The 25100-nt window shown below is 73.8% G+C and carries 19 protein-coding genes and 1 riboswitch; of the genes, 7 read left to right on the forward strand and 12 right to left on the reverse strand.

Features of this window, described 5'->3' with window-relative positions; all coding sequences use genetic code 11:
- The first annotated feature begins 134 nt into the window (after nucleotides 1-134).
- Complete coding sequence (locus LPU61_RS09250) at nucleotides 135-1316, forward strand: ABC transporter substrate-binding protein (RefSeq protein WP_043965583.1); 1182 nt, start codon at nucleotides 135-137, stop codon at nucleotides 1314-1316.
- Nucleotides 1317-1370: 54 nt separating this feature from the next.
- Here the strand turns inward: LPU61_RS09250 and LPU61_RS09255 are convergent, their stop codons facing one another.
- Together LPU61_RS09255 and LPU61_RS09260 are read right to left on the reverse strand one after the other, a co-directional pair.
- Complete coding sequence (locus LPU61_RS09255) at nucleotides 1371-2231, reverse strand: ABC transporter permease (protein ID WP_229404710.1); 861 nt, start codon at nucleotides 2229-2231, stop codon at nucleotides 1371-1373.
- 100 nt (nucleotides 2232-2331) lie between these two features.
- Nucleotides 2332-3360, reverse strand: a complete 1029-nt coding sequence (locus LPU61_RS09260) for an ABC transporter substrate-binding protein (protein WP_043965581.1) — start codon at nucleotides 3358-3360, stop codon at nucleotides 2332-2334.
- A gap of 266 nt (nucleotides 3361-3626) precedes the next feature.
- On the opposite strand from LPU61_RS09260, the gene LPU61_RS09265 reads away from it, so the two are divergent.
- The 4 genes from LPU61_RS09265 to LPU61_RS31585 all read left to right on the forward strand — a co-directional run bounded on the left by LPU61_RS09265 (nucleotide 3627) and on the right by LPU61_RS31585 (nucleotide 8092).
- Complete coding sequence (locus LPU61_RS09265; protein WP_043965579.1) at nucleotides 3627-4427, forward strand: ABC transporter ATP-binding protein; 801 nt, start codon at nucleotides 3627-3629, stop codon at nucleotides 4425-4427.
- 2 nt (nucleotides 4428-4429) lie between these two features.
- On the forward strand, nucleotides 4430-5398 hold the full coding sequence (locus tag LPU61_RS09270; protein ID WP_229404914.1) for an LLM class F420-dependent oxidoreductase: 969 nt from the start codon (nucleotides 4430-4432) through the stop codon (nucleotides 5396-5398).
- A gap of 4 nt (nucleotides 5399-5402) precedes the next feature.
- On the forward strand, nucleotides 5403-5711 hold the full coding sequence (locus tag LPU61_RS09275; RefSeq protein ID WP_043965575.1) for a cupin: 309 nt from the start codon (nucleotides 5403-5405) through the stop codon (nucleotides 5709-5711).
- A 77-nt stretch (nucleotides 5712-5788) separates the two neighbouring features.
- On the forward strand, nucleotides 5789-8092 hold the full coding sequence (locus LPU61_RS31585) for a hypothetical protein (protein WP_305071893.1): 2304 nt from the start codon (nucleotides 5789-5791) through the stop codon (nucleotides 8090-8092).
- A gap of 135 nt (nucleotides 8093-8227) precedes the next feature.
- On the opposite strand, the gene thiC is transcribed toward LPU61_RS31585, so the two are convergent.
- From thiC to thiE, 7 genes are all read right to left on the reverse strand, one after another.
- Nucleotides 8228-9820: a phosphomethylpyrimidine synthase ThiC gene (gene thiC, locus LPU61_RS09290; RefSeq protein ID WP_229404711.1), complete on the reverse strand. Its 1593-nt coding sequence runs from the start codon at nucleotides 9818-9820 to the stop codon at nucleotides 8228-8230.
- Nucleotides 9821-9840: 20 nt separating this feature from the next.
- Nucleotides 9841-10626 (reverse strand): bifunctional hydroxymethylpyrimidine kinase/phosphomethylpyrimidine kinase, encoded by a 786-nt coding sequence (gene thiD / locus LPU61_RS09295; protein WP_043965569.1) that lies wholly within the window; start codon nucleotides 10624-10626, stop codon nucleotides 9841-9843.
- A complete protein-coding gene (locus LPU61_RS09300; RefSeq protein WP_374199634.1) occupies nucleotides 10623-11426 on the reverse strand; it encodes a thiamine phosphate synthase in 804 nt (267 codons plus the stop codon). Before LPU61_RS09300 ends, thiD begins: the two co-directional genes overlap by 4 nt.
- The gene (locus LPU61_RS09305) at nucleotides 11423-12208 is read right to left on the reverse strand and encodes a thiazole synthase (protein ID WP_043965567.1); all 786 of its coding nucleotides are present in this window, start codon (nucleotides 12206-12208) and stop codon (nucleotides 11423-11425) included. Before LPU61_RS09305 ends, LPU61_RS09300 begins: the two co-directional genes overlap by 4 nt.
- Nucleotides 12209-12212: 4 nt before the next feature.
- A complete protein-coding gene (gene thiS, locus LPU61_RS09310; protein ID WP_077938310.1) occupies nucleotides 12213-12413 on the reverse strand; it encodes a sulfur carrier protein ThiS in 201 nt (66 codons plus the stop codon).
- A 163-nt stretch (nucleotides 12414-12576) separates the two neighbouring features.
- The gene (gene thiO, locus LPU61_RS09315; RefSeq protein ID WP_043965563.1) at nucleotides 12577-13662 is read right to left on the reverse strand and encodes a glycine oxidase ThiO; all 1086 of its coding nucleotides are present in this window, start codon (nucleotides 13660-13662) and stop codon (nucleotides 12577-12579) included.
- An 89-nt stretch (nucleotides 13663-13751) separates the two neighbouring features.
- Nucleotides 13752-14378, reverse strand: coding sequence for a thiamine phosphate synthase (gene thiE / locus LPU61_RS09320; RefSeq protein ID WP_043965561.1), 627 nt, complete (start codon nucleotides 14376-14378; stop codon nucleotides 13752-13754).
- A riboswitch (TPP riboswitch) is annotated at nucleotides 14373-14480 on the reverse strand. Its footprint overlaps the gene before it by 6 nt.
- A 488-nt stretch (nucleotides 14481-14968) precedes the next feature.
- Between thiE and LPU61_RS09325 the strand changes: the two genes are divergently transcribed.
- Both LPU61_RS09325 and LPU61_RS09330 read left to right on the forward strand, forming a co-directional pair.
- A complete protein-coding gene (locus LPU61_RS09325) occupies nucleotides 14969-20788 on the forward strand; it encodes a ThuA domain-containing protein (RefSeq protein ID WP_229404712.1) in 5820 nt (1939 codons plus the stop codon).
- A gap of 79 nt (nucleotides 20789-20867) precedes the next feature.
- The gene (locus LPU61_RS09330) at nucleotides 20868-21416 is read left to right on the forward strand and encodes a hypothetical protein (protein WP_043965557.1); all 549 of its coding nucleotides are present in this window, start codon (nucleotides 20868-20870) and stop codon (nucleotides 21414-21416) included.
- 115 nt (nucleotides 21417-21531) lie between these two features.
- Here LPU61_RS09330 and LPU61_RS09335 read toward each other — a convergent pair whose 3' ends face one another.
- From LPU61_RS09335 to LPU61_RS09345, 3 genes are all read right to left on the reverse strand, one after another.
- The gene (locus tag LPU61_RS09335; RefSeq protein WP_229404916.1) at nucleotides 21532-22476 is read right to left on the reverse strand and encodes an aldo/keto reductase; all 945 of its coding nucleotides are present in this window, start codon (nucleotides 22474-22476) and stop codon (nucleotides 21532-21534) included.
- 88 nt (nucleotides 22477-22564) lie between these two features.
- Nucleotides 22565-24241, reverse strand: a complete 1677-nt coding sequence (locus tag LPU61_RS09340; RefSeq protein ID WP_229404713.1) for an ABC-F family ATP-binding cassette domain-containing protein — start codon at nucleotides 24239-24241, stop codon at nucleotides 22565-22567.
- Between the two features lie 123 nt (nucleotides 24242-24364).
- Entirely contained in the window at nucleotides 24365-24970 is a 606-nt protein-coding gene (locus tag LPU61_RS09345; RefSeq protein ID WP_043966513.1) for a class I SAM-dependent methyltransferase, read from the reverse strand.
- Nucleotides 24971-25100 lie beyond the last annotated feature (130 nt).

The raw sequence follows: 25100 nt of genomic DNA on the forward strand, positions 1-25100 counted from the left end.
CCACAGGGCCCGGCATTGGCAAGGTTTTGCAGGCTTCGCGCACACCGTACGGCAGACCAATCCCGTTTCTCCACTGAGGACGGAACAAGCGGCGGTGACCGGGCATCTGCCCGCGCCGCACCTGGAGGACAGAGTTGACTCCCATCCGCTCCGTGACCATCGCGGCGCTCGCCTCGGCCGTCCTGGCCACCACGCTCACCGGCTGCCAGTTCGGCGCGGCGGAGCAGGATACGAGCCCGATCGTGATCGCCGTGGACCTGGAGCTGTCCGGCTCCGCGGCCCCGGTAGGCAAGGCGTACCAGCGCGCGCTGGAACTGAAGGTCGACCAGATGAACGCCTCGGGCGCGCTCGGCGCCCGCAGGATCGAGCTCAAGGTGAAGGACAACCGGTCGGACGCGAGCGAATCGCTGCGCAACATCGGTGACTTCAGCAACGACTCCCAGGTGAGCGCGATCATCATGGGCGGCTGCAACGAGTGCGCCGTCGGCGCGGCTCGTACGATCAACGAGAAGAAGATCCCGACGATCGCGCTCGCCTCGTCCAGCGCCGTGGCCACCCCGGTCGCCGACCGGCGGTACCTGTTCAAGCTGGCCCCGAACGCGGCCGACAGCGCCGCCGCCCTCACCACGGAGCTGCGCCGCCGCGGCATCCGCAAGGTGACCGTGCTCAACAGCGACGACAGCTACGGCCGGGAAGGGCTGGACGTGCTGCGGCGCGAGTTCGACAAGACCAACATCAAGTTGCTGAGCGACCAGTCGGTGAAGACCACCGACACCGACGTCAGCCAGCAGGTCGCCACGCTGGCCGCGCGGGAGCCGGAGGCGATGGTGGTCTGGACCCCGCCGGAGCAGGCGATGCTCGCCGCGGGCGCGGCCCAGACGGCCGGGTTCACCGGCTCGCTGTTCTTCGACGCCTCGGCCGCCGGGGAGCTGTTCCTGGGCGCGTCGTCCCGGTCGGCGGAGCGGGCCACCCTGATCTTCACCCAGACGATGGTCATCGACGACGTCATCGCCACCACCCCGGCCAAGGCGGCCCGCCGCCAGTGGTTCCAGGACTACACGGCCCGCTTCGGCGGCTACAACGGCTTCTCCTCGTTCGCCGCGGACGCCGTGCAGCTCATCGCCGACGCCGAGCTGCGGGCCGGCGGCGCGCCCGGCAAGGCCGGCCGCGACGGGCTGCGCAACGTGCTGGAGACGTCCCAGATGGACGGCCTCTCCGGCCCGATCCGGATGACGCCGGACAACCACTCGGGGCTGATGCCGCAGGCCCTCACGACGCTGGTCGCCCGGGGCGGCCGCTGGCGGCTCGCCGGCTGACGGCACGCACGACGACGATGGGCCTGCCGGTCGACCGGCAGGCCCATCGTCGTCTCACCTCGACGAGGTGGTCGCCCGCACCCAGGGCAGGGCCAGGCGCTCCACGAACACCAGCGCCGAGTAGAGCAGGATGCTGACCAGCGCCACCAGCATGATCGCCGCCCAGGCGGTCGCGGTGTCGCCGATGCCGGCATACTGGGTGATGACGTACCCGAGGCCGCTCTCGCCGGCCTGGAACTCCCCGATCACCGCGCCGATGGCGGCCAGCGGCATCGCCACCTTCAGGCCGACGAAGATCTGCGGCAGCGCGGCCGGGAAGCGCACCTTGCGGAACGCCTGCCACCAGGAGGCGTTCAGGGAGCGGACCAGCTCGGCCAGGTCGGACGGTGTGGTGGTCAGCCCGGTCGCGGTGGAGAGCACGATCGGGAAGAAGCAGAGCAGGAAGACCATGGTCAGGATCGGCTTCTGACCCCAGCCGAGCGCCACCACGAGCAGCGGCCCCAGGGTGATCTTCGGGACCGCGTTGACCGCGACCAGCAGCGGGGTGAACATCCGCTCGACGGTGCGCGAGGCGGCCAGCGACAGCCCGAGCAGGACGCCGGCCACGGCGGAGAGCGCGAAGCCGATCAGGATCTCCAGCATGGTGTCGAGCGTGTGCTCCAGCATCCGGTCCGGCTTGTCGGTGAACGCCGACAGCACCGAGCCGGGGGTGGGCAGCGCGGCGGGGTGCACCAGCTCCAGCCGGGCGGTGAGCCACCACACCGCGAACGCGACCAGCAGGCCCGCGCCGGGCAGCAGCAGGCCGTTCGCGCCGGCCCGCGCGCCGACGCCGAGGGCGCCGCGCCCCACGGCGGGGCGGCGCTGGTCGACGGGCGGGCCCGCGAGCGCCGGTTCCGGCGACCGGAGGTCGGTCATCTTGTTCTCCTCATCCATCCGGCGCGGCGGCCGGGAACGGAACGGGGGTACGTCCCGCCGGAGGCCGGCGGGACGTACCCCTGCTGACTTGTCGGACCGGTCAGGACTGCGGCACGAGGTTGAAGTCGATGATCTGGTCGGGGGTGAGGTTCTGCTTGAGCGAGCCCGCGCCCTGGAGGATCGCGATGCTCTTGGCGACCCGGCCGCTGTCCAGCGTGCCGATCTTGGTGCCGGAGTTGTTGGAGCGGACGTACCCGGCCATCAGCTGGAGCTCGGCGGCGGCCGCCGCCGGGTTGGTGGCGTCGACGTTCTTCTTCAACATCTCGGCGGCCTCCTGCGGGTTCGCCAGGGAGTACTCCAGACCCTTGATCAGCGCGGCGCTGAACCGCTTGACCATCTCCGGCTTCTCCTTGGCGATCTTGCTGGAGGTGATCAGCACGTTGCCGTAGAGGTCCTGCATCACGTTGCTGTAGGGCAGCAGGACGGCCTTCTTCTTGGTGACCGCCTCGACCGTCGGCTGGCCCACGACGAACTGGCCGATGCCGTCGACGGAGCCGGAGGCGAGGGTGCCCATCAGGGTCTGCGGCTCGCCGTTGACCCAGGTCACCTTGTTGACGTCCACGCCGGCGAGCCGGGCGTACGTCGGGAAGAGGTTGCGGACCACGGACGCCGGAGCGTCGGCGAGCTTCTTGCCCTCCAGGTCCTTCGGCGAGGCGATGTTCTTGCCCTCGACCGTCACGATGGCCGCCATGGTGCGCTGCTGGATCGCCGCGACGGCGACGAAGTCCTTGGCCTGGCCGTTGCCGAGCTGGAGCAGACCACCGGTGAGGTCGATGGGGCCGAAGTCGGCCTGACCGCCGACGATGGTCTGGATCACCGCGCCCGTACCCTGACCGGGCTTGATCTCGACGTCGAAGCCGGCTTCCTTGAAGAAGCCCTTCTCCTTCGCCACCCAGGCGTAGGAGTCCCGCCCGAAGTTGCCAAAGGAAGTGAGGTACGTCACTTTCTCCAGTGACTTGCCGTCTCCACCCTTGGCGTCGGACGCGTCCGAGTCGCTGCTGCACGCGGACACCAGGGTGAGGGCGGAGGCCAGGAGGGCCGCGGCGACCGTGCGGGTCAGCCTGTTCATCTGTGCACCATGTCCTTTCCGACCAGGGGCGATGCGCCTCCGGGCGGGTCGTCGAGAGCAACGGCGTCGACAGAGGGGGGAGCCGACGCCATCGTCGTGAGGGGACTCTTCGCCGGCACAGACTACGCAAGAGACCTGCCGGTGTAGCGAGGAGTGTGTGTTTCGGAACGGAAACGAACTGATCTCCACCCCGGACCGTTGCCTCCGGACGGCGGCGGGCTACCCTAGCTGCGATCCTGATGGTCCACTCAGGGAGGACACCGGCGATGATCCGACTGTCCGGCGTGTCCCGCACCTTCGACGGCCGGGCCGGCCGGGTCGAGGCGCTGCGGGGCATCGACCTCGACGTCGCCGAGGGCGAATTCGTCGCCGTGCTCGGGCGCTCGGGCTGCGGCAAGTCCACCCTGCTGCGGATGATCGCCGGCCTGCTGCCGGCCACCGCCGGGGAGATCACCGTCGCCGGCACGCCCATCACCCGCCCCCGCCGCGACATCGCCATGCTGTTCCAGCGCCCCGCCCTGCTGCCCTGGCGGTCGGTGCTGGACAACGTGCTGCTGCCCGTGGAGATCTTCGGCTGGAAGCGGGCCGGGCACCGCGAGCGCGCCCGGGAGCTGCTCGACCTGGCCGGGCTCGCCGGGTTCGAGAAGCGGCTGCCGCACGAGCTGTCCGGCGGCATGCAGCAGCGCGTCTCGCTGTGCCGGTCGCTGATCGGCGACCCCCGGGTGATGCTCATGGACGAGCCGTTCTCCGCCCTGGACGCGCTCACCCGCGAGGAGCTCTCCGGTGAGCTCCAGCGGGTGCACATGACCAGCGGGGCCACCGTCGTCTTCGTCACCCACTCCATCGACGAGGCGGTGCTGCTCGCCGACCGGGTGGTCGTGCTCAGCCCTCGGCCGGGCCGGATCCGCGCGATCGTCGAGGTCGACATCCCCCGGCCCCGGACCCTCGGCCGCAACGCCCACCTCGCCGACGTCGCCCGGGTCAGCGCCGAGCTGCACGAGCTGCTGATGGAACGCGACGCCCCCGCCGCGCCCGCCGCCACCGGGGCCGGCGCGGAGGGGCGGTGACCATGCGGGTCAGCGTCTTCACCGAGCCGCACCGGGGCGCCACCTACGACGACCAGCTGCGCTTCGCCCGGGCCGTCGAGGCGGGCGGCTTCGAGGGGTTCCTGCGGGCCGACCACTACCAGTTCCTGGGCACCGAGCCCGGCCTGCCCGGCCCCACCGACGCCTGGCTCACCCTCGCCGCGCTGGCCCGGGAGACCACCCGGATCCGGCTCGGCACCCTCGTCACCTCGGCCACCTTCCGGCTCCCCGGGCCGCTCGCCGTCATGGTCGCCCAGGTCGACCAGATGAGCGGCGGCCGGGTCGAGCTGGGCATCGGCGCCGGGTGGTACGAGCGGGAGCACACCTCGTACGGCATCCCGTTCCCCGCCGTCGGCGAGCGCTTCGACCGGCTCGCCGAGCAGCTCGAAGTAATCACCGGCCTGTGGCGCACCCCCGTCGGCGAGACGTACAGCTTCACCGGCGAGCACTACCGCCTGGTCGACGCGCCCGCCCTGCCCAAGCCGGTCCAGCGGCCCGGCCCACCGGTGATCGTCGGCGGGAGCGGCCCCAGGCGCACGCCCGAACTGGCCGCCCGGTACGCCGACGAGTTCAACGTGCCGTTCAAGAGCGTCGCCGAGACCGCCGCCGCGTACGAGCGGGTGGTCGAGGCGTGCGACCGGCACGGCCGCCCGGCGTCGGGGCGGGCACCGCTCGTCCTCTCCGCCGCCATCGCGGTGGCGATCGGGCGCACCGACGCCGAGGCGCGGCTGCGGGCCGCGCCGTTGCACGCCAAGAGCGCCCTGCCGCCGGAGGAAGCGGTGGTCGGCTCGCCCGCCCGGCTCGTCGACCGGATCGGCGAGTTCGCCGCCGTCGGGGCGACCCGGGTGCACCTGCGGCTGACCGACCTCGCCGACCTCGACCACCTGGAGCTCGTCGCCGCCGAGGTGCTCCCGCACCTCAGGCACGCCGACGCTCCCGCCACTGGAGGCTGACCGCATGACCGACGTGATCGACGGAACCGAGCTGGGCCCGGTGGGCCAGGAGATCGTCTACGAGAACGACCGGGTGCGGGTGTGGCACATCCGGCTGGAGCCGGGCGAGCGGCAGCCGCTGCACCGGCACGACCACCCGTACCTGGTGATCGCCGTCCAGGGCGCGAAGAACGTGGTGCAGACGATCGACGGCACCACCATCGACGCGGACGAGCCGACCGGCGGGGTCGTCTACCGCGACCCGGGTGCCGTCCACATGCTCACCAATGTCGGGGATACGACGTACCTGGCGCGGCTGGTCGAGCTCAAGTAGTCCCAGGCCGGGCGCGTCGGGCGCGCCGCGCGGTGCCAAGGTGGCGATCGGGCGCACCGGGCCGTAACGTGCCCGACATGGCCTTTCGGACGTGGGGCAAGCCGCTGTCCACCGCGCTCGGGGTGAGCATGCTGGCCGGGGCCGGCCAGCTCGGCGTCGCGTACGGCTTCGGCATCGTGCGGATCGCCGGCGACTTCACCGACGCCACCGTCAACCGGTGGCCCGCCCAGCTCGTCTGGGTGGGCTGGTGCGCGGCGCTCGCCGCCGTGGTCGGCGCGGTGGTAACCGAGCGGCTCGTCAGCGCCGACTGGGTCACCGGCACCACGACCGGGCGGCTCGCCCTGGCCGGCGCGGCGGCCCTGGGCGCGACCGTCGTCGCGCCGCTGTGCATGCAGCCGGCCCGGGCCACCCAGCTCAACAGCGTGGACCCGGTCTGGGCGATGGGCATCTGCGCGACCCTCGGCGCGGTGGTCGGCGCCGGCGCGGCGCTCGCCGTGCTGCTGCGCCCGCCGCTGGGCTGGAACGTCGCGGCGGTCGCCGGCACGGTCTGGTTCGTCGCCCTGGTCTCGGCCCTGCCGGCCCTCGTCGGCACCGGCCCGCTGCCGACCGTACGCCTGGGGGTGTTCGAGCCGGGCTGGCTCGCCGCCGACGCGGCGCAGGGGCTGGCCACCATCGTCCTGCCGTTGGTGGCCCTGCTCGCGGGCGCGGCCTCCGGCGCGCTGGCCCGCCGACGTGGGCACCCGCCGCTGATCGCCGGCGCGACCGGGGCGGCGGGCCCCGTGCTGGTCGCCTTCGCCTACCTGACCGCCGGCCCCGGCGACTCGGCCGACCGGTACCAGCTCGCGCCCTACTACGGTGCCCTGCTCGCGGTCGCCACCGGCCTGCTCGGCGCCACGGCCGCCGCCCTGGCCCGCTGGCCCCTCCTCGCCCGCTCCGCCAGCGCCGATACGCTGGCCGACGGGCCGGCCGGCGGCGTCGATCCGGCGGCCGGCGTGCCGACGGCCGACCTGTCCGGGGCCGGGGGTGCGCCCCTGACCGGAGCGCTCGGTGCCCGCCCGCCCGGGACGCTCCGCGCGGCCCTGTCCGGGATGCGCGCCGCCGGCCTGACCAGGGGACGCGGCGTCGGCCTGCCCGGCTCGCCCCGCGCAGGCGGGCAGCAGGGCGCGATCGAGCCGACGGACATCCTCCGGCCGCTGCCGACCGGGCCCACCCCGCCGGTGGCCGGCGACGCCGACGGGCCCGACGGCCCGGCCGACCTGGCCGCCCAACCGGGCGCGACCACGGCCCGCCGGGTCCCGGCGACCATCGGCGACCCGCTGCCGGACGACCGCACCGGCGACGCCGCCCGCAGCGGAGGCCCCCGCAGTCGGGGCGACGAGGGCCGGGACCGGGTCGGGGTCGACGGTCCGGCGGGCGCTCCCCCCGCCCACTGGGAGTGGCCGATGGCCTCCGGCACGACCGCCGCCCGACCCACCGACGCGGCCAAGCCCACCGACGCGGCCAAGCCCACCGACGCGGCCGGGACCGGCGAGGCGACCGGTCCGACCCCGAGCGGCGGGGGCGTCGATGCCACCCCGGGCGGGGAGCCCGCCACCCCCGCCCAGGCCGGTGGGCCCACCACCTTCACCCAGGCCGGTGGGCCCACCGCCTTCGCCGAAGCCGGCGGGGCCGCCGGCCCCGCCCAGGCCGGCGAGGTCGCCGCCGCAGGTGAGGTCCCCGCCGCATCGGCGGGCGAGGCCACCAGCGTGAGCGGGACCGGCGAGGCCGCCGACCCGGCCCTGACCAGCGGACTGATCGACCCGGTTTCGACCGGCGGACTGATCGACCCGGCCCTGACCGGCCAGGCCGCCGAGCCGGCCCTGCGGCCCCGCCCCCGGCTGCCCCTGCCCGACCTCGACCAGGCGGCGAGCTGGGACGCGTTCGGCAACGCCGCCCGGCGGTTCGCCAGGCCGGCGCCCGAGCGCCACGTGGTCGGCGAGACGCCGCTTCCACGCAGCGAACCGGGTGAACCGGGCGGGCTCTGGCAGGCCGCGGCGAGGACGACAGGCGTTGCCCCCGCCGACGGGACGGGACCGGCCCCGGCCGGCGAGCCCGGTGCCGCCCTCCCCGCAGCGGCCGGTACGCCTCCGGAGGACGCGCCCGCCGGCCGGTCCCGGCTCCTGCGGCCCCTCTTCCGGCGCGGCCGGACGCGGGCGGGAGACGACGTGGGCCCGGCGGCCGAGCGGGACGACCGCCACGACCCGGAACCGCTGCCGGCGCAGGACGAGGAGTACGTCGACTGGGTCACCGGTCTCGCCCGCCCCGTGTCGGGCGAGGACGGTGGGTCGACGGACGCCGACCGGCGCTCGCTGCGCCCCTCCGGCCGGCACCACCGGGACTGACCCCGCCGCCATGTCGGCGACGTGGCGGGGTAAGCCTCGACGGGATACCCCCACGTCGCCGACATGGCTCCGATCGCAGGCCAGGCAAGGCCAGGCCCGGCAAGGCCAGCCCGGCAGGGCGCGGGCGGGCCGGGGTCAGGCCAGCGGCAGGTACACCCGCCCGCCGGAGGAGAGGAACTCCGCCGACTTGTCCTGCATGCCGCGCGCCGCGTACTCCTTCAGCTCCTGGGTGATCTTCATGGAGCAGAACTTCGGGCCGCACATCGAGCAGAAGTGCGCGGTCTTCGCCGGCTCGGCCGGCAGGGTCGCGTCGTGGTACGACCGCGCCGTCTCCGGGTCCAGCGAGAGGTTGAACTGGTCGGACCAGCGGAACTCGAACCGCGCCTTCGACAGCGCGTCGTCCCACGCCTGCGCGCCGGGGTGGCCCTTGGCCAGGTCCGCCGCGTGCGCCGCGATCTTGTACGCGATCACGCCGGCCTTCACGTCGTCCCGGTCGGGCAGGCCGAGGTGCTCCTTGGGCGTGACGTAGCAGAGCATCGCGGTGCCGAACATGCCGATCATCGCCGCGCCGATCGCCGACGTGATGTGGTCGTACGCGGGGGCGATGTCGGTGGTCAGCGGGCCGAGGGTGTAGAACGGGGCCTCGTGGCACCACTCCTGCTGGAGGTCCACGTTCTCCTTGATCTTGTGCATCGGCACGTGGCCGGGGCCCTCGATCATCACCTGCACGTCGTACTCCCAGGCGATCCTCGTCAGCTCGCCGAGGGTGCGCAGCTCGGCGAACTGGGCCTCGTCGTTGGCGTCGGCGATGGAGCCGGGGCGCAGCCCGTCGCCGAGGGAGAACGTCACGTCGTACCGCGCGAGGATCGCGCACAGCTCGCGGAAGTTGGTGTAGAGGAAGTTCTCCTCGTGGTGCGCCAGGCACCAGGCCGCCATGATCGACCCGCCCCGGGAGACGATCCCGGTCACCCGGTCCACGGCCAGCGGCACGTACGGCAGCAGCACCCCGGCGTGCACCGTCATGTAGTCGACGCCCTGCTCGGCCTGCTCGATCACCGTCTCGCGGAACACCTCCCAGCTCAGCTTCACCGGGTCGCCGCCGATCTTCTCCAGGGCCTGGTAGATCGGCACCGTCCCGATCGGCACCGGCGAGTTGCGCACGATCGCCTCGCGGGTCTCGTGGATCCGCTTGCCCGTGGACAGGTCCATCACGGTGTCCGCGCCCCACCGGGTGGCCCAGGTCAGCTTCTCCACCTCCTCGGCCACCGAGGAGGTGACCGCCGAGGTGCCGATGTTGGCGTTGACCTTCACCAGGAACGCCTTGCCGATGATCGCCGGCTCGCACTCCGGGTGGTTGACGTTGAGCGGGAGCACCGCCCGGCCGGCGGCGATCTCGTCGCGGACGAACTCCGGGGCCATCCCCTCCCGGATCGCCACGAACTCCATCTCCGGGGTGACGACCCCGGCCCGCGCGTACGCGAGCTGCGTCGGGCGCTTCCCGTCCGCGCCCGCGAGCGGCGTGCCCGCCCCCCGCACCGGCGCGACGTCGCCGCGCTCGGCGATCCACGGCCCACGCAGCGGCGGCAGCCCCACCTCGGGGTCGGAGCCGGGGCCGGAGGTGTCGTAGAGCCGGACCGGCGGGTTGTCGCCGGTCAGGTCGACCTCGGCGAACGGCACCCGGACGTCCGGCCGGGCCCCCTCGACGTAGACCTTGCGTCGTGCCTGCATGACTGCCTCCCAGGTGGTGGTCAGGACCAGCCGAAGTGGTCCAGCGGGCCGCGTCCCGCGCCCAGTTCCCAGTCCCGTGCGCCGGTCAGCGCGCGGGTGACGTACTCCTTGGCGGCCGCGACCGCCGCCGGCACCGGATCCCCGGCCGCCAGCCGCACGGCGATCGCCGCCGAGAACGAGCAGCCGGTGCCGTGGCTGTGCCGGGTGCGCACCCGCCGGGCGCGCAGCAGCGTGGTCGCCCCGCCGCCGACCAGCACGTCCACCGACTCACCGGCCGCGTCCACGTCGCCGCCGGTGACCACCACGTGCGCCGGGCCGCCGGCGGCGAGGGCCTCGGCGGCGGCCACCATCTCCTCGACCGTGGTCACCGGGCGTCCGGTGAGGGCGGCGGCCTCCGCGCAGTTCGGCGTCGCCACCTCGGCGTACGGCAGCAGCCGCTCGACCGCCTCGACCACGCCGAGCCGGTGCCCGCTGGTGGCGACGAGCACCGGGTCGACGACGAGGTGCGGCAGGCGTCCCGCCCGCGCGGCGTCGGCGACCGCGTCGGCGACGGCCGGGTTGCCGAGCATCCCGGTCTTCACCGCCCGCACCCGGAAGTCGCCGAGCACGCTGTCGAGCTGCTCGGTGACGGTGCGCGGCGGCAGCGGCAGGACGGCGTCCACGCCCCGGGTGTTCTGTGCGGTGACGGCCGTGAGGACGCTGGTGCCGTACGCGCCGAGCGCCGCGAAGACCTTGAGGTCGGCCTGGATGCCGGCGCCCCCGCCGGAGTCGGAGCCGGCGATGGTGAGCACGGTCGTCGGGGTCACTTGGTCGCCTCGCTCGCTCGGTCCACCGGGGCTGCGGCGGTGGTCCCGGTTGAGGGCTGGGGCGTCTCCGCGCACGATTGGCCGGCTCGCGCCTCGGCCCAGGCGGTCGTCAGCGTGGCGGCTGCCTCGGCCGGGTCCGGGGCGCGCATGATCGCGCCCTGCACCGCCACCCCCGCCGCGCCCGCCGCCAGGCAGGCGCGCACCTGCTCCGGGGTCTCGATGCCGCCGAGGGCGAGGACCGGCACGGGGCTGAACCGGATCAGCTCGCCGAGCCGCCGCGGCCCGAGGGGCGGGCCGTAGCCGGGCTTCGACCTGCTCGGATACACCGGGGAGAGGGTCGCGTAGTCCTCGGTGGTCAGTCGCGCCAGCTCGGCCGCGTCGTGGCAGGAGCGGCCGACGAGCCACGGGCGGGGACGACCGGCGGGGCCGGGGCGCGGCGGCGGGTACGGGCCGGCGGCCGGAAGGTGCACGGCGTCGCCGCCGAGCGGGTCGGGGCCCGCCACGACCAGGGTGCCGCCGGCCTCGGCGAGGATCGGGCGCAGGTGCGCGGCGAGCGCGGCCCGCTCGGCGCGGGGCAGGTCCTTCTCCCGCAGCACCACCCAGCGCACTCCCCCGGCCACGGCACCCACCACCACCCGCACGAGCGCCCCCGGCGCGCTCCCTCCCGTGGCGTCCCCTCCCCGATCGGCGAGCAGGACGACGCCGCAGGGCGTCGGCGGCAAGATCTTGGAAGATTCCGGCCCCTGGAGGGGCCATTTCCTTCCAAGATCCGCAAGAGGCGGGGTGGGGGGCGGGGTCATAGGGCTGGCCTTCCCTCGTCGGGGGTGGAGGCCAGCGCGTGGAAGCGGCGCGGGATGCGGCCCGCCCCGTGGGCCAGGCGGCCCGCCTCGACCGCGTACCGCATGGCGCTCGCCATGGCGACCGGGTCGGCGGCGCGGGTGACGGCGCTGGCCAGCAGCACGGCGTCGCAGCCCAGCTCCATGGCCAGCGCCGCGTCGGACGCCGTGCCGATCCCCGCGTCGAGGATCACCGGCACGTCGACGCTCTGCCGGATCAGTCGGATGTGGTGCGGGTTGTTCACGCCCAGTCCGGAGCCGATCGGCGCGCCCGCCGGCATCACCGCCGCGCAGCCGACGTCGGCGAGCCGCCGGGCCAGGATCGGGTCGTCCGACGTGTACGGCAGCACGGTGAACCCGTCCGCGACCAGGGTCTCGGCGGCGCGCAGCAGCTCCACCCCGTCGGGCAGCAGCGTGCGCTCGTCGCCGATCACCTCCAGCTTCACCCAGTCCGTGTCGAACGCCTCGCGGGCCAGGTGGGCCACCTTCACCGCCTCGCCGGCCGTGTAGCAGCCGGCCGTGTTCGGCAGCAGCCGCACCCCGCACCGGTCCAGCAGGTCGAGCAGCCCGCCGCCCATGCCGGGGGCGGTGTCGACGCGGCGCAGCGCGAGCGTCACCAGCTCGGTGCCGGAGGCCCGGATCGCCTGCTCCAGCGCGTGCAGGCTGGCCGCGCCGCCGGTGCCGAGGATGAGCCGGGACCCGAACGTCACGCCGCCCAGCTCGAACGAGGAGCCCTCGTGGGACATGTCGTCACCCGCCCTGGGCGGCGCTGAGCACCTCGACGTGGTCGCCGTCGCGCAGCGGGGTCGCCGGCCAGCCGCCGCGCGGCACGACCTCGCCGTTGACCGCGACGGCGAGGCCGCGCCGCTGGTCGGTGACCAGGCCGACCGCGTCGGCCACGGTCGCGCCGGCGGGCAGCGTACGCCCGGTGCCGTTCACCGTCAGTTCCATGTGGGTGCTCCTCCTCGGATGCGTCCTCGGCCCGCCACCGGGACGGGATGCGCCGGGCCGGACGCGATCGGCCGGGTCGGCGGCGGCGCGGTCGGACCGGTGACGCGGACCGGTGACGCGGACCGGTCGCGCGGATCGGTCGGGTCGGTCGGGGTGACGGCGGTCAGCCGGGCCGGCGCTGGCCGGCGAACCGCTCGGGGGTGCAGGGGGCGAGCAGCGGGTCCGCCGTCGCGGGGGCCGTGGGCTCGGCGACGACCAGCTCGGTGACGAGGTCGGCGGTGAGCGGGGTGAGCACGATGCCGTGCCGGTGGTGGCCGGTGGCGACGAGCACGCCGGGCCGGCCGGGCAGCGGCCCGATGATCGGGGCGTTGTCGGGGGTGCCGGGGCGCAGCCCGGCGGTCGCCTCGACCAGCTCGTACTCGGCCAGCTCGGGGACGAGATCCACGGCGGCGCGGAGCAGCCGCAGCACCGCCCCGGCGGTGACGTCGGTGTCGGCGCGTTCCTCGACGGTCGCGCCGACCACCACCTCCCCGTCCTCGCGGGGCACCAGGTAGACGGGTTCGCCGTCGGCGTACCCCCGGACGACGTGCCGGAAGCCCGGCGGACCGCCGTCGGGCGCGCGCAGCCGCAGGATCTGGCCCTTGACGGGCCGGACCGGCAGCCCGGTGAGCGCGGCGGCCCCGCAGCCGGCGGCGACGACGGTGACCCGGGCGTCCAGGTCGGACAGCGCCCGCACCGCGCCGGTGACGAGGGTCGCGCCGGCCCGCTCGGCGGCGGTGCGCAGCGCCGTGACCAGCCGCCGGGGGTCGACCTGGTGGTCGCCGGGGGCGACCGCGCCGCCGCGCACCCGGGTGGCGAGCGCCGGTTCGCGGTCGCGCAGCTCCGACGGGCGCAGCGGGCTGATGGGCAGCCCCAGGTCCCGCTGGTACGACCACAGCCGCTGTGCCTCGGCCAGGTCGTCGCCGGTGAGCCCGACGACGAGGGTGCCCTCGGTGCGGTATCCGAGGTCGACGCCGCTGGCGGCGGTCAGCTCGGCGGCGAACGCGGGCCAGCGGGCGGCCGAGGCGACCAGCAGCCCGGTCAGCTCCCGCTCGCCGAAGTAGGCCTCGGCGACCGGCGACAGCATCCCGGCCGCGACGTGGGACGCGCCCGACCCGGGGGCCGGGTCGTGCACGGTGACGCGCAGCCCGCGCGCCGCGCACCGCCACGCGACCGCCAGCCCGACGGCCCCGCCCCCCACCACCGCCACGTCGGTAAGGAAGGGCCCCCGGTCAACGCCTTCTGCATAGGAAGGGTCCCTTCCTAACCCGTCGGCGCGGGCTGGCACCTCGGCGCGGGCTAGCACGTCAGCGCCCCGAGCAGCTCGGCGGTGGCCCGTGCGGGATCGGCGGCGGCGGAGAGCGCCCCGACCACCGCCACCCCGTACGCCCCGGCGGCGCGCAGCGCCGGCACCGCTGCGGCGGTCACCCCGCCGATGGCGATCACCGGCACCGCCACGGCCCCGGCCACGGCGCGTACCCCCTCGGGGCCGATCGGGTCCGGCAGGCCCGCCTTGGTGTCGGTGGCGTGGCAGGGGCCGACGCCGAGGTAGCTCGCCCCGCCGGCCACCGCCTCGGCGGCCGGCCCGGGTGCGCGGGCGGTCGCGCCGAGCACGGCGGTGGGGCCGAGGACCCGGCGGGCCGCCGCGACCGGCAGGTCGTCCGCGCCGACGTGGCCGCCTGCGGCGCCGACCGCGAGCGCCACGTGCAGCCGGTCGTTGACCAGGCACATCGCCCCGTACGGGGCGCAGAGGGCGACCGCCCGCCGGGCCAGGTCGTACGCCTCGCGGTCGGTGGCGTCGTCGGTGACGCGGACCTGGACGACCAGCTCGGCGCGGGCCACCGGCAGGGCGGCGCGAAGCACGGCGAGCGGGTCCCGCCCCGGCCGGGTGTCGGTGATCAGATGCAGTCGCCCAAGGGACGGCACGGCAACTCTCCTCCCTGCGCCGGCATTACCCGGATCAGGTTCGACGGTCGGGGGCTCCAGCCCCCCTCTCAGCCCGGTACACCGGGCTCCCGTGGGTTACGTCCGTGTCACCGTACGACGAATCGGCTGATCCGCCAAGGGATCCGACCGGTGGTCCAGACCACGGTCAGCCGGCCGGCGAGCCGCTTCTCCCCATTCCTCCGCATGCGCCGGATAGGTCGATCGCCGATACCGAATCGTTACACGCCGACGCCTTGCCGGAAACGAGTCCAGCGGCGCTAATTTGTTCAACCGATCGACATATTTCGGCGCGTGGCCTCGGCGTGGCCCGCACCGACCTACCGGTACGCGGCCCTGGCGTGGCCGCGCACCCCGATCCGACCGGTGAGCGGCCCTGGCGTGGCCGCGCACCGACCAGCGGTACGCGACCCCCTCGCGTACCGGTCCGACAGGTGCGGGCCTGGGCCCGCACCGACGTTACAAGGTGCCTGGGCCCTGGTCTGACCCAGGCACCGCACCGACCGGGGACGGTCTGCGGCGAAGTCGTCCCCGAGCCCACCACTGTCCAGCTCGGACAAAAGGAGCATGGAGTGTCTCCATCCCGCCGCCGCCGCATACCTCGCGGCATCCTCAGTTCCTCACTTCTCAGCCTGTCCCTCGTCGCCACCGGCCTGGTCGCCGGCACCCCCGCGCAGGCCGCACCGGCCGCCGCGCAGGCGGCGCCCCTGGCGGCCCCCGTAGCGGCAGCCGCCACCGACCCGTTCTCGGTGCTCGTCTTCTCCAAGACCGCCGCCTTCCGGCACGACGCGATCCCGGCCGGCATCGCCGCGATCCAGAAGCTCGGGACCGACAACGGCTTCACCGTCGACACGACCGAGGACGGCGCCGCGTTCAACGACGCCAACCTCGCGAAGTACCAGGCCGTGATCTGGCTGTCGACCACCGGTGACGTCCTCAACGCCGACCAGCAGGCCGCGTTCGAGCGCTACATCAAGGCCGGCGGCGGCTACGCCGGCGTCCACGCGGCCTCGGACACCGAGTACGACTGGCCCTGGTACGGCAAGCTGGTCGGCGCGTACTTCAACAACCACCCCGCCAACCAGCAGGCCACCGTCAAGGTCGAGGACCACGCCCACCCGTCCACGGCCACGCTGCCGGACAAGTGGTCCCGGTTCGACGAGTGGTACAACTTCCGGACCAACCCGCGCTCCAACGTGCACGTCCTGGCCAGCCTGGACGAGAAGTCCTACACCCCGGGCAGCGGCGCGATGGGCGCCGACCACCCCACCGCCTGGTGCCAGGACTACGACGGCGGCCGGGCCTGGTACACCGGTGGCGGCCACACCCAGCAGTCGTACCAGGAGCCCGAGTTCCTCACCCACCTGCTCGGCGGCATCCGCACCGCCGCGGGCGTGGAGAAGGCCGACTGCGGCGCCTCGAAGACCTCGAACTTCGACAAGGTGACGCTGGACAGCAACACCAACAACCCGATGGAGCTGGACATCGCTCCGGACGGTCGGGTGTTCTACGCCGAGCGTGACGGCCGGGTGCAGATCATCAAGCCGGACACCAGCAACACGGTCACCGCGACCAAGCTGGACGTCTTCACCGGCAACGAGGACGGCCTGCTCGGCCTCCGCCTCGACCCGGACTTCGCCACCAACAAGTGGATCTACCTCTACTACGCGCCGGCCGGTGGCGGCCCCCGCAACTACCTGTCCCGGTTCACCGTCAACGGTGACGCCATCGACAAGGCCACCGAGAAGATCGTCCTCCAGGTCGACACGCAGCGCAACACCTGCTGCCACGCGGGCGGCAGCATGACCTTCGACTCGAAGGGCAACCTGTACCTGGCCACCGGCGACAACACCAACCCGTTCGAGTCGAACGCCTTCACGCCGATCGACGAGCGGGCCGGCCGGCAGGACTACGACGCGCAGCGCAGCGCCGGCAACACCAACGACCTGCGCGGCAAGGTGATCCGGATCCACCCGGAGGACGACGGCACCTACACGATCCCCACGGGGAACCTGTTCGCGCCGGGCACCGCGAAGACCCGCCCCGAGATCTTCGGCATGGGCTTCCGTAACCCGTTCCGGATCGGCGTCGACCAGAAGACCGACACCCTCTACGTCGCCGACTACGGACCGGACGCCAACTCGGCCAACCCGGACCGCGGCCCCGAGGGCCTGGTGGAGTGGAACATCGTCGCCACCGCCGGCAACTACGGCTGGCCGTACTGCACCGGCAACAACAAGGCGTACAACGACTACACCTTCCCGAACGGGCCGAGCGGGGCGAAGTTCAACTGCGCCGCGCCGGTGAACGACTCGCCGAACAACACCGGCCTGACCAACCTGCCGCCGGCCATCCCGGCGACCGTGGACTACGGCTACGCGGGTGACCCGCGCTTCCCCGAGATCGGCGGCGGCGGCGCCCCGATGGGCGGCCCGGTCTACCGGTACGACGCCGACAGCACGTCGGACCGCAAGTGGCCGGCGTACTACGACGGCAAGGCGCTCCTCGGTGAGTGGAACCAGTCGAAGATGTACACGATGCAGGTCAGCCAGGACGGCAAGTCGCTGATCGACATCAACCAGCTGCTCACCGGCATGACCATGGTCCGCCCGATGGACTTCGAGTTCGGGCCGGACGGCGCGCTCTACCTGATCGAGTGGGGCAGCGGCTTCGGCGGCAACAACGACAACTCCGGGGTCTACCGGATCGACTACACCGCCGGTTCCCGGGCCCCGATCGCCCAGGCCAGCGCCGACCCCACCTCCGGGCCAGCGCCGCTGACCGTGAACTTCTCCAGCGCCGGTTCCCGCGACCCCGACGGCGGCACGCTGACCTACTCCTGGAAGTTCGGCGACGGGCAGACCTCCACCGAGGCGAACCCGACGCACACCTACGCCACCGCCGGTGACTACATCGCCCAGCTCACCGTCACCAACCCGGCGGGTCGTACCGCCGTGGCGAACGTGCCGGTGACGGTCGGCAACACCGCCCCGACGGTGACCATCGAGTTCCCGCCGAACGGCGGTTTCTTCGAGTGGGGCGACCAGATCAAGTACACGATCAAGGTGACCGACCCGGAGGACGGCACCATCGACTGTGACCGGGTCCAGCTCCAGGTGCTGCTCGGCCACGACGAGCACGCCCACCCGCTGGAGCAGCACACCGGCTGCACCGGCACCGTGCAGACCTCGCTGGCCTCCGGCCACGGCGCGGAGGCGAACGTCTTCGGCGTCTTCGAGGCGACGTACACCGACAAGGGCGGCGCCGGCGGTGCCGGCTCGCTGACCGGCCGGGCGATCGAGCAGCTCCAGCCCAAGCGCAAGCAGGCCGAGTACTTCACCGCCACCGGCCGGGCCCCCGGCAGCACCGGCGGCGGCGACCCGGGCGTGCAGAAGGAGACCACCACCGACACCGCCGGCGGCAACCAGAACATCGGCTTCATCGAGGACGGTGACTGGTGGTCGCTCGCCCCGGCCAGCCTGACCGGGATCGACTCGATCCGCTTCCGGGCGGCCTCGTCGGTCCAGGGCGGGCGGATCGAGGTCCGCTCGGGCACCGTCGACGGCCCGCTGGTCGCGACCGCGAACGTGCCGGGCACCGGCGGCTGGCAGCAGTTCGTCGACGTGACCGCCCCGGTCACCGGCCCGGCTGAGGGCACGCTGTACTTCCTCGCCAAGGACCCGGCCGGCGGCACCGGTTCGCTGTTCAACGTCAACTGGATGGACTTCATCGGCCGCGGCGTCACCGAGAACGCGCCGCCGCAGGTCAGCGCCACGGCGACGCCGACCACCGGCACCGCGCCGGTCACCGTCACCTTCGACGGCACGGCCACCGACGCCGAGGGCGACACCCCGCTGACGTACGCCTGGGACTTCGGCGACGGCAAGACGGCGTCGACCCTCGACGCCACCCACACGTACACCGTGCCGGGCACCTTCACCGCCACCCTGACGGTGACCGACGCCCGGGGCGCGAAGGCGTACGTGACCGTCCCGGTGAAGGTGGAGGCGGCGAACACGTCCTGCTTCGGGGCGCGTTCGGACGACTTCCTCGGCACCAGCCTGGACAAGAACCGCTGGACCGTGGTCCGGGAGAACCAGCTCTACTCGGTCTCCGGCGGGTCGCTGCGGCTGCCCACCGCCTCCGGTGACCTGTACGGCACGACCAACGGCGCCACCAACCTGGTCCTCCAGCCCGCGCCCAGCGGGGCCTGGCAGGCCACCACGAAGGTCACCCTGCCCGTCACCGCCAACTACCAGCAGGCCGGCCTGCTGATCTACGGCGACGACGACAACTACGCCAAGCTGGACCTGCTCTACAGCGGGTCCCGCCGGGTGGAGTTCATCCGGGAGACCGCCGGTTCGCCCCGCAACGAGGGGGCGGACGCCACCGCTGCGCCCGCCGGTGACTCCATCTGGCTGCGGCTGACCAGCGACGGCACCAACCTGACGGCGGGCATGTCCGCCGACGGGACGACGTTCACCCCGGTCGGCCGGTCCGCCGCGCTCGCCGGGATCACCAACCCCCGGATCGGCCTGTTCGCCCTCAACGGCGGCACCACCGCCCCGGTGGTGGACGCGGCGTTCGACTTCTTCCAGGTCACGCCGGACGAGCCGGCCGGCCCGGTCGACCCGTCGGACGAGTTCGGTGGCACCGCGCTCGACAAGTGCCGCTGGAACGCGATCCTGCGGGAGGACGCGGCCACCTACCGGGTGACCGGTGGCGCGCTGCAGATCGACGTGCCGAAGGGTGACATCTACGGCACCGGCAACACCGGGCCGACGAACTTCATCCTCCAGACCGCGCCCAGCGGCGACTGGACCCTGGAGACGAAGGTCGACGGCAGCCTGCTGGCCGAGCAGTACCAGCAGGCGGGTCTGATCGTCCACGCCGACGACGACAACTACGTCAAGTTCGACTTCATCGTGGACAACCAGGCCGGTCAGACGGTCTCCCGGCGGATCGAGTTCCGCAGCGAGGTCGGCGGTACCGTGCAGAACCCGCAGCCGGAGGTCACCAACCTGACCTCGGGGGTGTGGCACCTGCGGGTGGCGCGCACCGGGAACGACTTCACCGGGTCGTACTCGGCTGACGGGCAGGAGTGGACGACGCTCGGCACGGTGAGCAACACCGCCGTCGGGGCCACCCCGAAGATCGGTCTGTTCACGCTCGGGGCCAACGCGGCCACGTCGAAGACCGCGTCGTTCGACTACTTCCGGCTCTCCACCAAGGTGGCCGACACGGCCGCGCCGGTGACCACCGCCACGGTCTCCGGCACCCCGACCGAGGGCTGGCACACCGCGCCGGTCACGGTCACGCTCGCGGCGGCCGACGAGGCCGGCGGCAGCGGGGTGGCCTCCACCGAGTACCAGCTCGACGGTGCCACCACGTGGACCGCGTACACCGAGCCGGTGCAGGTCACCGGTGACGGGTCGCACGAGGTGCGGTTCCGGTCGACCGACAAGGCCGGCAACGTGGAGACCGCCAAGAAGGTCAACGTCAAGATCGACGGCACCGCGCCGGTCAGCTCGGCCGCGTTCGCCCCGGCGAACGACGACGGCTGGCACGCCGGCACGGTTCCGGTGGTGATCACCTCCACCGACGCCGGTTCCGGGGTCAAGAAGCTGGAGTGGTCGCTCGACGGTGGCGCCTGGACGGCGTACACCACGCCGGTCGAGGTGACCGGGGACGGCACGCACGAGCTGCTGTACCGGGCCACCGACGCCGCCGGCAACGTCGAGTCGCTGAAGTCGGCGGTCGTCAAGATCGACGGCACCAAGCCGACGCTGCTGGTCTCCGGCATCGCCGACGGCCAGCTCTACGGTGACAGCCAGGACGTCCGGATCTCGTGGCAGGCGGTCGACCCGACCTCCGGCATCAAGACGACCTCCGGCAAGTTGGACGGCACGACGTACGCCAGCGGCACCCTCCAGGCGCTGTACGAGCTGCCGCTCGGCCAGCACGAGCTGACGGTGACCGCGACCGACAAGGCGGGCAACTCCACCTCCTCGACGGTCCGGTTCTACGTCACCACCTCGTTCCGGGACATGCAGAACCTGCTGGACCGGTTCAAGGCGACCGGACGACTCTCCACCAAGGCGCACCGTCAGCTGTCCAACAAGCTGGACGCGGTGCGGGCCTCCGAGGCGGCGGGCAACGACAAGCGGGCGGTGCAGCAGTTGACCGCCTTCAAGGCGTTGGCCACCGATGCCGCCCTGGTGACCGACACGGACGTCCGGGACGTGCTGGTCCGCGACGCCGACGCCATGATCGTGCGGCTCGGTGGCGCGGCCACCAAGGCCGGCGTCAAGGCGAACGACAACAAGTCGGTGGACGGGGCGGGCCGCCTCGGCGCCGACCCCACCCGGATCGCCGAGGGCGGTTCGCTGTAACGGAAGACGGGGCCGCTCCCGCCGTGCACCACGACGGCGGGGGCGGCCCCACCCGAACCGAACGAGTGGAGCACGGGTGATGCGTACCCTCAGGATCCTCGCCGCCGCGCTCGTCGCGGCGTGCCTGGTGGCGCTGCCGGCGGGCCCGGCGGCGGCGCACGGCGGAAAGCTCAAGCTGTCGGTGGGCGGCGACGGGGCCGGCGGGGTCACCGTGCTGGCCGTCTACTCCGACGGCCACCGACTGGACCAGCCGGTGCGGTTGACCCTCACCGCCAAGGGCGAGGGCGACCGGACGGCCGGTCCGGTGCAGCTCGAAATGGCCGGGGAGGGGCAGGGCTTCTACTCCAGCGGCCCGCTGCTCTCCCCCGGCCGCTGGCGGGTGACGGTCACCGCGCCGGCCCCGTACAAGACGTCGGCGACCGCGACGGTGCAGGCCCGCCCCGCGCAGACGCCGCCCGCGCCACGGCCCGTCGCCGTGCAGTCCGCCCCGGACGCGCGGGACCGGTCGGGGGGCGGCTGGTGGACGTACGCGGCCGGCGGGCTCGTCGCCGTCGCGCTGCTGGCGGCGGTGCCGCTGCTGCTCGTGCGGCGGCGTCGGCCGGCCGGGCCTGGGGGGCCGGCTGCCTGACCGGGCCGGAAGCCGGACGAGGGACGCCGGGGGCGAGTTGCCCCGGCGTCCCTCGTCGTTTCGCCCCTCGTCGTTCCTCGACTGGCGTCGTTTCGCCGCCGTTTCTCGACCGGGCTCAGAGGATGGCGTCGAGCGCGGCCAGGTCGTCGTCGTCGGGCTGCCACGCGCCGGCACCTGCGTTGGCGCGCACCTGTTCCGGGGTGGTGGCCCCGGCGATGACCGAGGTCACCGCGGGCCGGGCGGCCAGCCCGCCGATGGCCACCTGGAGCATGGTGAGCCCCCGCTCGGCGGCGTACGCCCCGATCGCCTCGATGGTGTCCCAGCGGGCCGCGGCGAGGCGCTCGGCGTACCGGCCGCCGCCGGAGAGCCGGCTGCCGGCCGGGGCGGCCTCCCCGCGCTGGTACTTGCCGGTGAGCAGGCCGTTCGCCAGCGGGAAGAACGGCAGCATACCGAGGCCGAAGCGCTCGCAGGCGGGGATGACCTCGGCCTCGACGCCCCGCTCCAGCAGCGAGTAGTGGTTCTGCGCGCTGACGAACCGGGTGTGCCCGTTGGACGAGGCGACCCAGTCGGCGTCGGCGATCTGCCAGCCGGCGAAGTTGGAGTTGCCCAGGTAGCGCACCTTGCCGGCGCGCACCAGGTCGTCGAGGGCGGCGAGCGTCTCGTCGATCGGGGTGCCCGGGTCGGGCTCGTGCATCTGGTACAGGTCGATGTGGTCGGTGCCGAGCCGCCGCAGCGACGCCTCGACCGCGCGGGCGATGTAGCGCCGGGAGCCCCGGGCGCCGAAGTCCGCCCCGTTGGCCCCGTGCATGTCCATGCCGAACTTGGTGGCCAGCACCACCTCGTCGCGGCGGCCCTTGAGCGCCTGACCGAGCAGCTCCTCGGAGGCGCCCTGCGGCTCGCCGTAGATGTCGGCGGTGTCGAACAGGGTGATGCCGGCGTCGAGCGCCGCGTCGACCACCGCCCGGGTGCCGTCGAGGTCGAGCTTGCGGCCGAAGTTGTTGCAGCCGATGCCGACCACGGACACCACGAGCCCGGAGTCGCCCAGCCGGCGGTACGTCATCTCAGTCACGCGCCCAACCCTATGCCAGAGGTAGGGAAGGGCCCCTTCTAGACCGTTATGCGTTGACAGGGGCCTCCCTTACCCCTGCTCACACGTCCCAGACCGGCTCCGGGGTCTCGGTCACCTCGCCGTCCTTGCCGAACAACACGAAGCGGTCGAAGGAGCGGGTGAACCAGCGGTCGTGGGTCACCGCGATCACCGTGCCCGCGAACGCCGCCAGGCCGGCCTCCAGCGCCTCCGCGCTGGCCAGGTCCAGGTTGTCGGTCGGCTCGTCGAGCAGCAGCAGCGTCGCCCCGGACAGCTCCAGCAGCAGCACCAGGAAACGGGCCTGCTGGCCGCCGGAGAGGGTGCCGAAGCGCTGGTCGCCCTGCCCGGCCAGCTCGTACCGGCTCAGCGCCGCCATCGCCGCGTGCCGGTCCATCCCGGCCCGGTGGTCGTCGCCGCGCCACAGCACCTCGACCAGGGTCTTCTGCATCAGCTCGGGCCGGTCGTGGGTCTGCGAGAAGTGGCCGGGCCGGACCCGCGCGCCGAGCCGGACCACCCCGTCGTGCGCCACCGGGGCCAGCGCGGCGGCCCCGTCGACCGGGCCGTTGGCCGGGTCCGGGTCGGTGCCGCCCCGGGCCAGCAGCCGCAGGAAGTGCGACTTGCCGGTGCCGTTGGCCCCGAGCACCGCGACCCGGTCGCCGAACCAGATCTCCAGGTCGAACGGGTAGGTCAGGCCGTCCAGCTCCAGCTGCTCGGCGATCACCGCGCGCTTGCCGGTCCGCCCGCCGGTCAGTCGCATCCGGATGTCCTGGTCCTTCGGCGGTACGGGCGGCGGCCCGGCCTCCTCGAACTTGCGCAGCCGGGTCTGCGCAGCCTGGTACCGCGACGCCAACCCGTCGTTGTACGCGGCCTTCTGCTTGTACATCAGCACCAGGTCGCGCAGCTTCTGGTGCTCCTCGTCCCAGCGGCGGCGCAGCTCGTCGAGGCGGGCGTGCCGGGCCACCCTCGCCTCGTGCCAGCTCGCGAAGCCGCCCGGGTGGACCCAGGCGCTGCCGCCCTCGACGGCGACCACCCGGTCGGCGGTGCGGGCCAGCAGCTCCCGGTCGTGCGAGACGTAGAGCACCGACTTGGCCGACTCGCGCAGCCGGTCCTCCAGCCACCGTTTGCCCGGCACGTCGAGGAAGTTGTCCGGCTCGTCGAGCAGCAGCACCTCGTCGGGGCCGCGCAGCAGCAGTTCGAGGGCGAACCGCTTCTGCTGGCCGCCGGAGAGGGTACGCACCGGGCGCTCCCGGGCCGCGTCCCAGGGCACGTCGAGGACGATCGTCGCGACGGTGTCGAAGACGACCTCGGCGTCGTACCCGCCGGCCTCGCCCCAGGCGGCGAGCGCATCCGCGTACGCGAGCTGGGCCTTGGCGGCGGCGTTGCCGAACTTGCCGCGCAGCTCGGCCGCCCGCATGGCGGCCTCGGTCTCGGTGAGCCGGCGGCCGGCGTCGCGCAGCGCCGGCGGGGCGAGCGACAGGGCCAGGTCGGCGAGGGTGGAATCGTCGCCGATCATGCCGATGAACTGGCGCATCACGCCGAGCCCGCCGGAGCGGGCGATCCCGCCGCTGCGCACGGGCAGGTCGCCGGCGACCATCCGCAGCAGCGTCGTCTTGCCCGCGCCGTTCGGCCCGACCAGGGCCACCTTGGCGCCCTCGCCGACCCGGAACGACACGTCGGTGAAGAGCTCCCGGCCGTCGGGGAGGATGTGCCCCACGGCTGCCACGTCCACATATCCCACGCCGGCATCCTGCCTGAGCGGGCCGGCCCGGCGACAGCCGATTACCGGCCGGTCGGCGAGCCGGTTACCGGGCGGTCGACGAGCCGGATGCCGGGGAGGCCGCCGGGCCGTCGGGCCGCCCGGTCAGCGGGTGACCCGCAGCACCCGGTAGCCCTTCTGGCTGGCGTGCCGGCCCACCTGCCAGCCCTGCTCGGTCAGCCAGCGGTGCAGCGAGTCGCCGCCGAGGTGACGGGCGACCACCAGCCAGGCCACGCCGTCGGGGGCGAGCCGGGGCAGCCAGCGCAGCAGCAGCTCGTGCAGGCCCTCCTTGCCGATCCGGATGGGCGGGTTGGACCAGAGCTGGGCGAACGTCACGTCGTCCGGCACGGCGTCGGGGGCGGCGACCCGGACCCGGTCGGCCGCGCCGACCCGCTCGGCGTTGGCGGCGGTGAGCGCCCGGGCCCGCTCGTTGACGTCGACGGCCCAGACGGTGGCGGCCGGGGCGCTGCCGGCCAGCACGCAGGCGATCGGGCCGAAGCCGCAGCCCAGGTCCAGCAGGTTCCCGGCGGCGTCGGGGGCCGGCAGGTCGGCCTTGCGCAGCAGCACGGCGGTGCCGGGGTCGAGGCGGTCGGCGGAGAAGACGCCGCCGGCCGAGGTCAGCGTGTAGTCGCGCCCGGCGACGGTGAACTCGACCTCCCGGTGGCGGGCGGCGGTTCCGGGTTCAGCGGAGAAGTAGTGGTCGCCGGTCACGCCCGGCATTCTCGCACTGGCGTCGCTGCCCGCCGGGCGGGGTCCGGGGCGGCGGCCCGGCCGCGCGCCCGCCGGGGCGGCCCGGCGGACCCGCCGCAGTTTCCGGGTATTACCCCCTAAAGGGACAATA

The sequence above is a fragment of the Micromonospora sp. NBRC 110038 genome (genome assembly GCF_020884815.1).
Classification (GTDB): domain Bacteria; phylum Actinomycetota; class Actinomycetes; order Mycobacteriales; family Micromonosporaceae; genus Micromonospora; species Micromonospora haikouensis.

Coding starts and splice junctions, on each gene's coding strand:
- thiS (WP_077938310.1), bottom strand. CDS start 12,413: ATGGAACTGACGGTGAACGGCACCGGGCGTACGCTGCCCGCCGGCGCG.
- LPU61_RS09275 (WP_043965575.1), top strand. CDS start 5,403: ATGACCGACGTGATCGACGGAACCGAGCTGGGCCCGGTGGGCCAGGAG.
- LPU61_RS09265 (WP_043965579.1), top strand. CDS start 3,627: ATGATCCGACTGTCCGGCGTGTCCCGCACCTTCGACGGCCGGGCCGGC.
- LPU61_RS09335 (WP_229404916.1), bottom strand. CDS start 22,476: ATGACGTACCGCCGGCTGGGCGACTCCGGGCTCGTGGTGTCCGTGGTC.
- thiC (WP_229404711.1), bottom strand. CDS start 9,820: ATGCAGGCACGACGCAAGGTCTACGTCGAGGGGGCCCGGCCGGACGTC.
- LPU61_RS09300 (WP_374199634.1), bottom strand. CDS start 11,426: ATGACCCCGCCCCCCACCCCGCCTCTTGCGGATCTTGGAAGGAAATGG.
- LPU61_RS09255 (WP_229404710.1), bottom strand. CDS start 2,231: ATGACCGACCTCCGGTCGCCGGAACCGGCGCTCGCGGGCCCGCCCGTC.
- LPU61_RS09330 (WP_043965557.1), top strand. CDS start 20,868: ATGCGTACCCTCAGGATCCTCGCCGCCGCGCTCGTCGCGGCGTGCCTG.
- LPU61_RS09270 (WP_229404914.1), top strand. CDS start 4,430: ATGCGGGTCAGCGTCTTCACCGAGCCGCACCGGGGCGCCACCTACGAC.
- LPU61_RS09305 (WP_043965567.1), bottom strand. CDS start 12,208: ATGTCCCACGAGGGCTCCTCGTTCGAGCTGGGCGGCGTGACGTTCGGG.
- LPU61_RS31585 (WP_305071893.1), top strand. CDS start 5,789: ATGGCCTTTCGGACGTGGGGCAAGCCGCTGTCCACCGCGCTCGGGGTG.
- LPU61_RS09260 (WP_043965581.1), bottom strand. CDS start 3,360: ATGAACAGGCTGACCCGCACGGTCGCCGCGGCCCTCCTGGCCTCCGCC.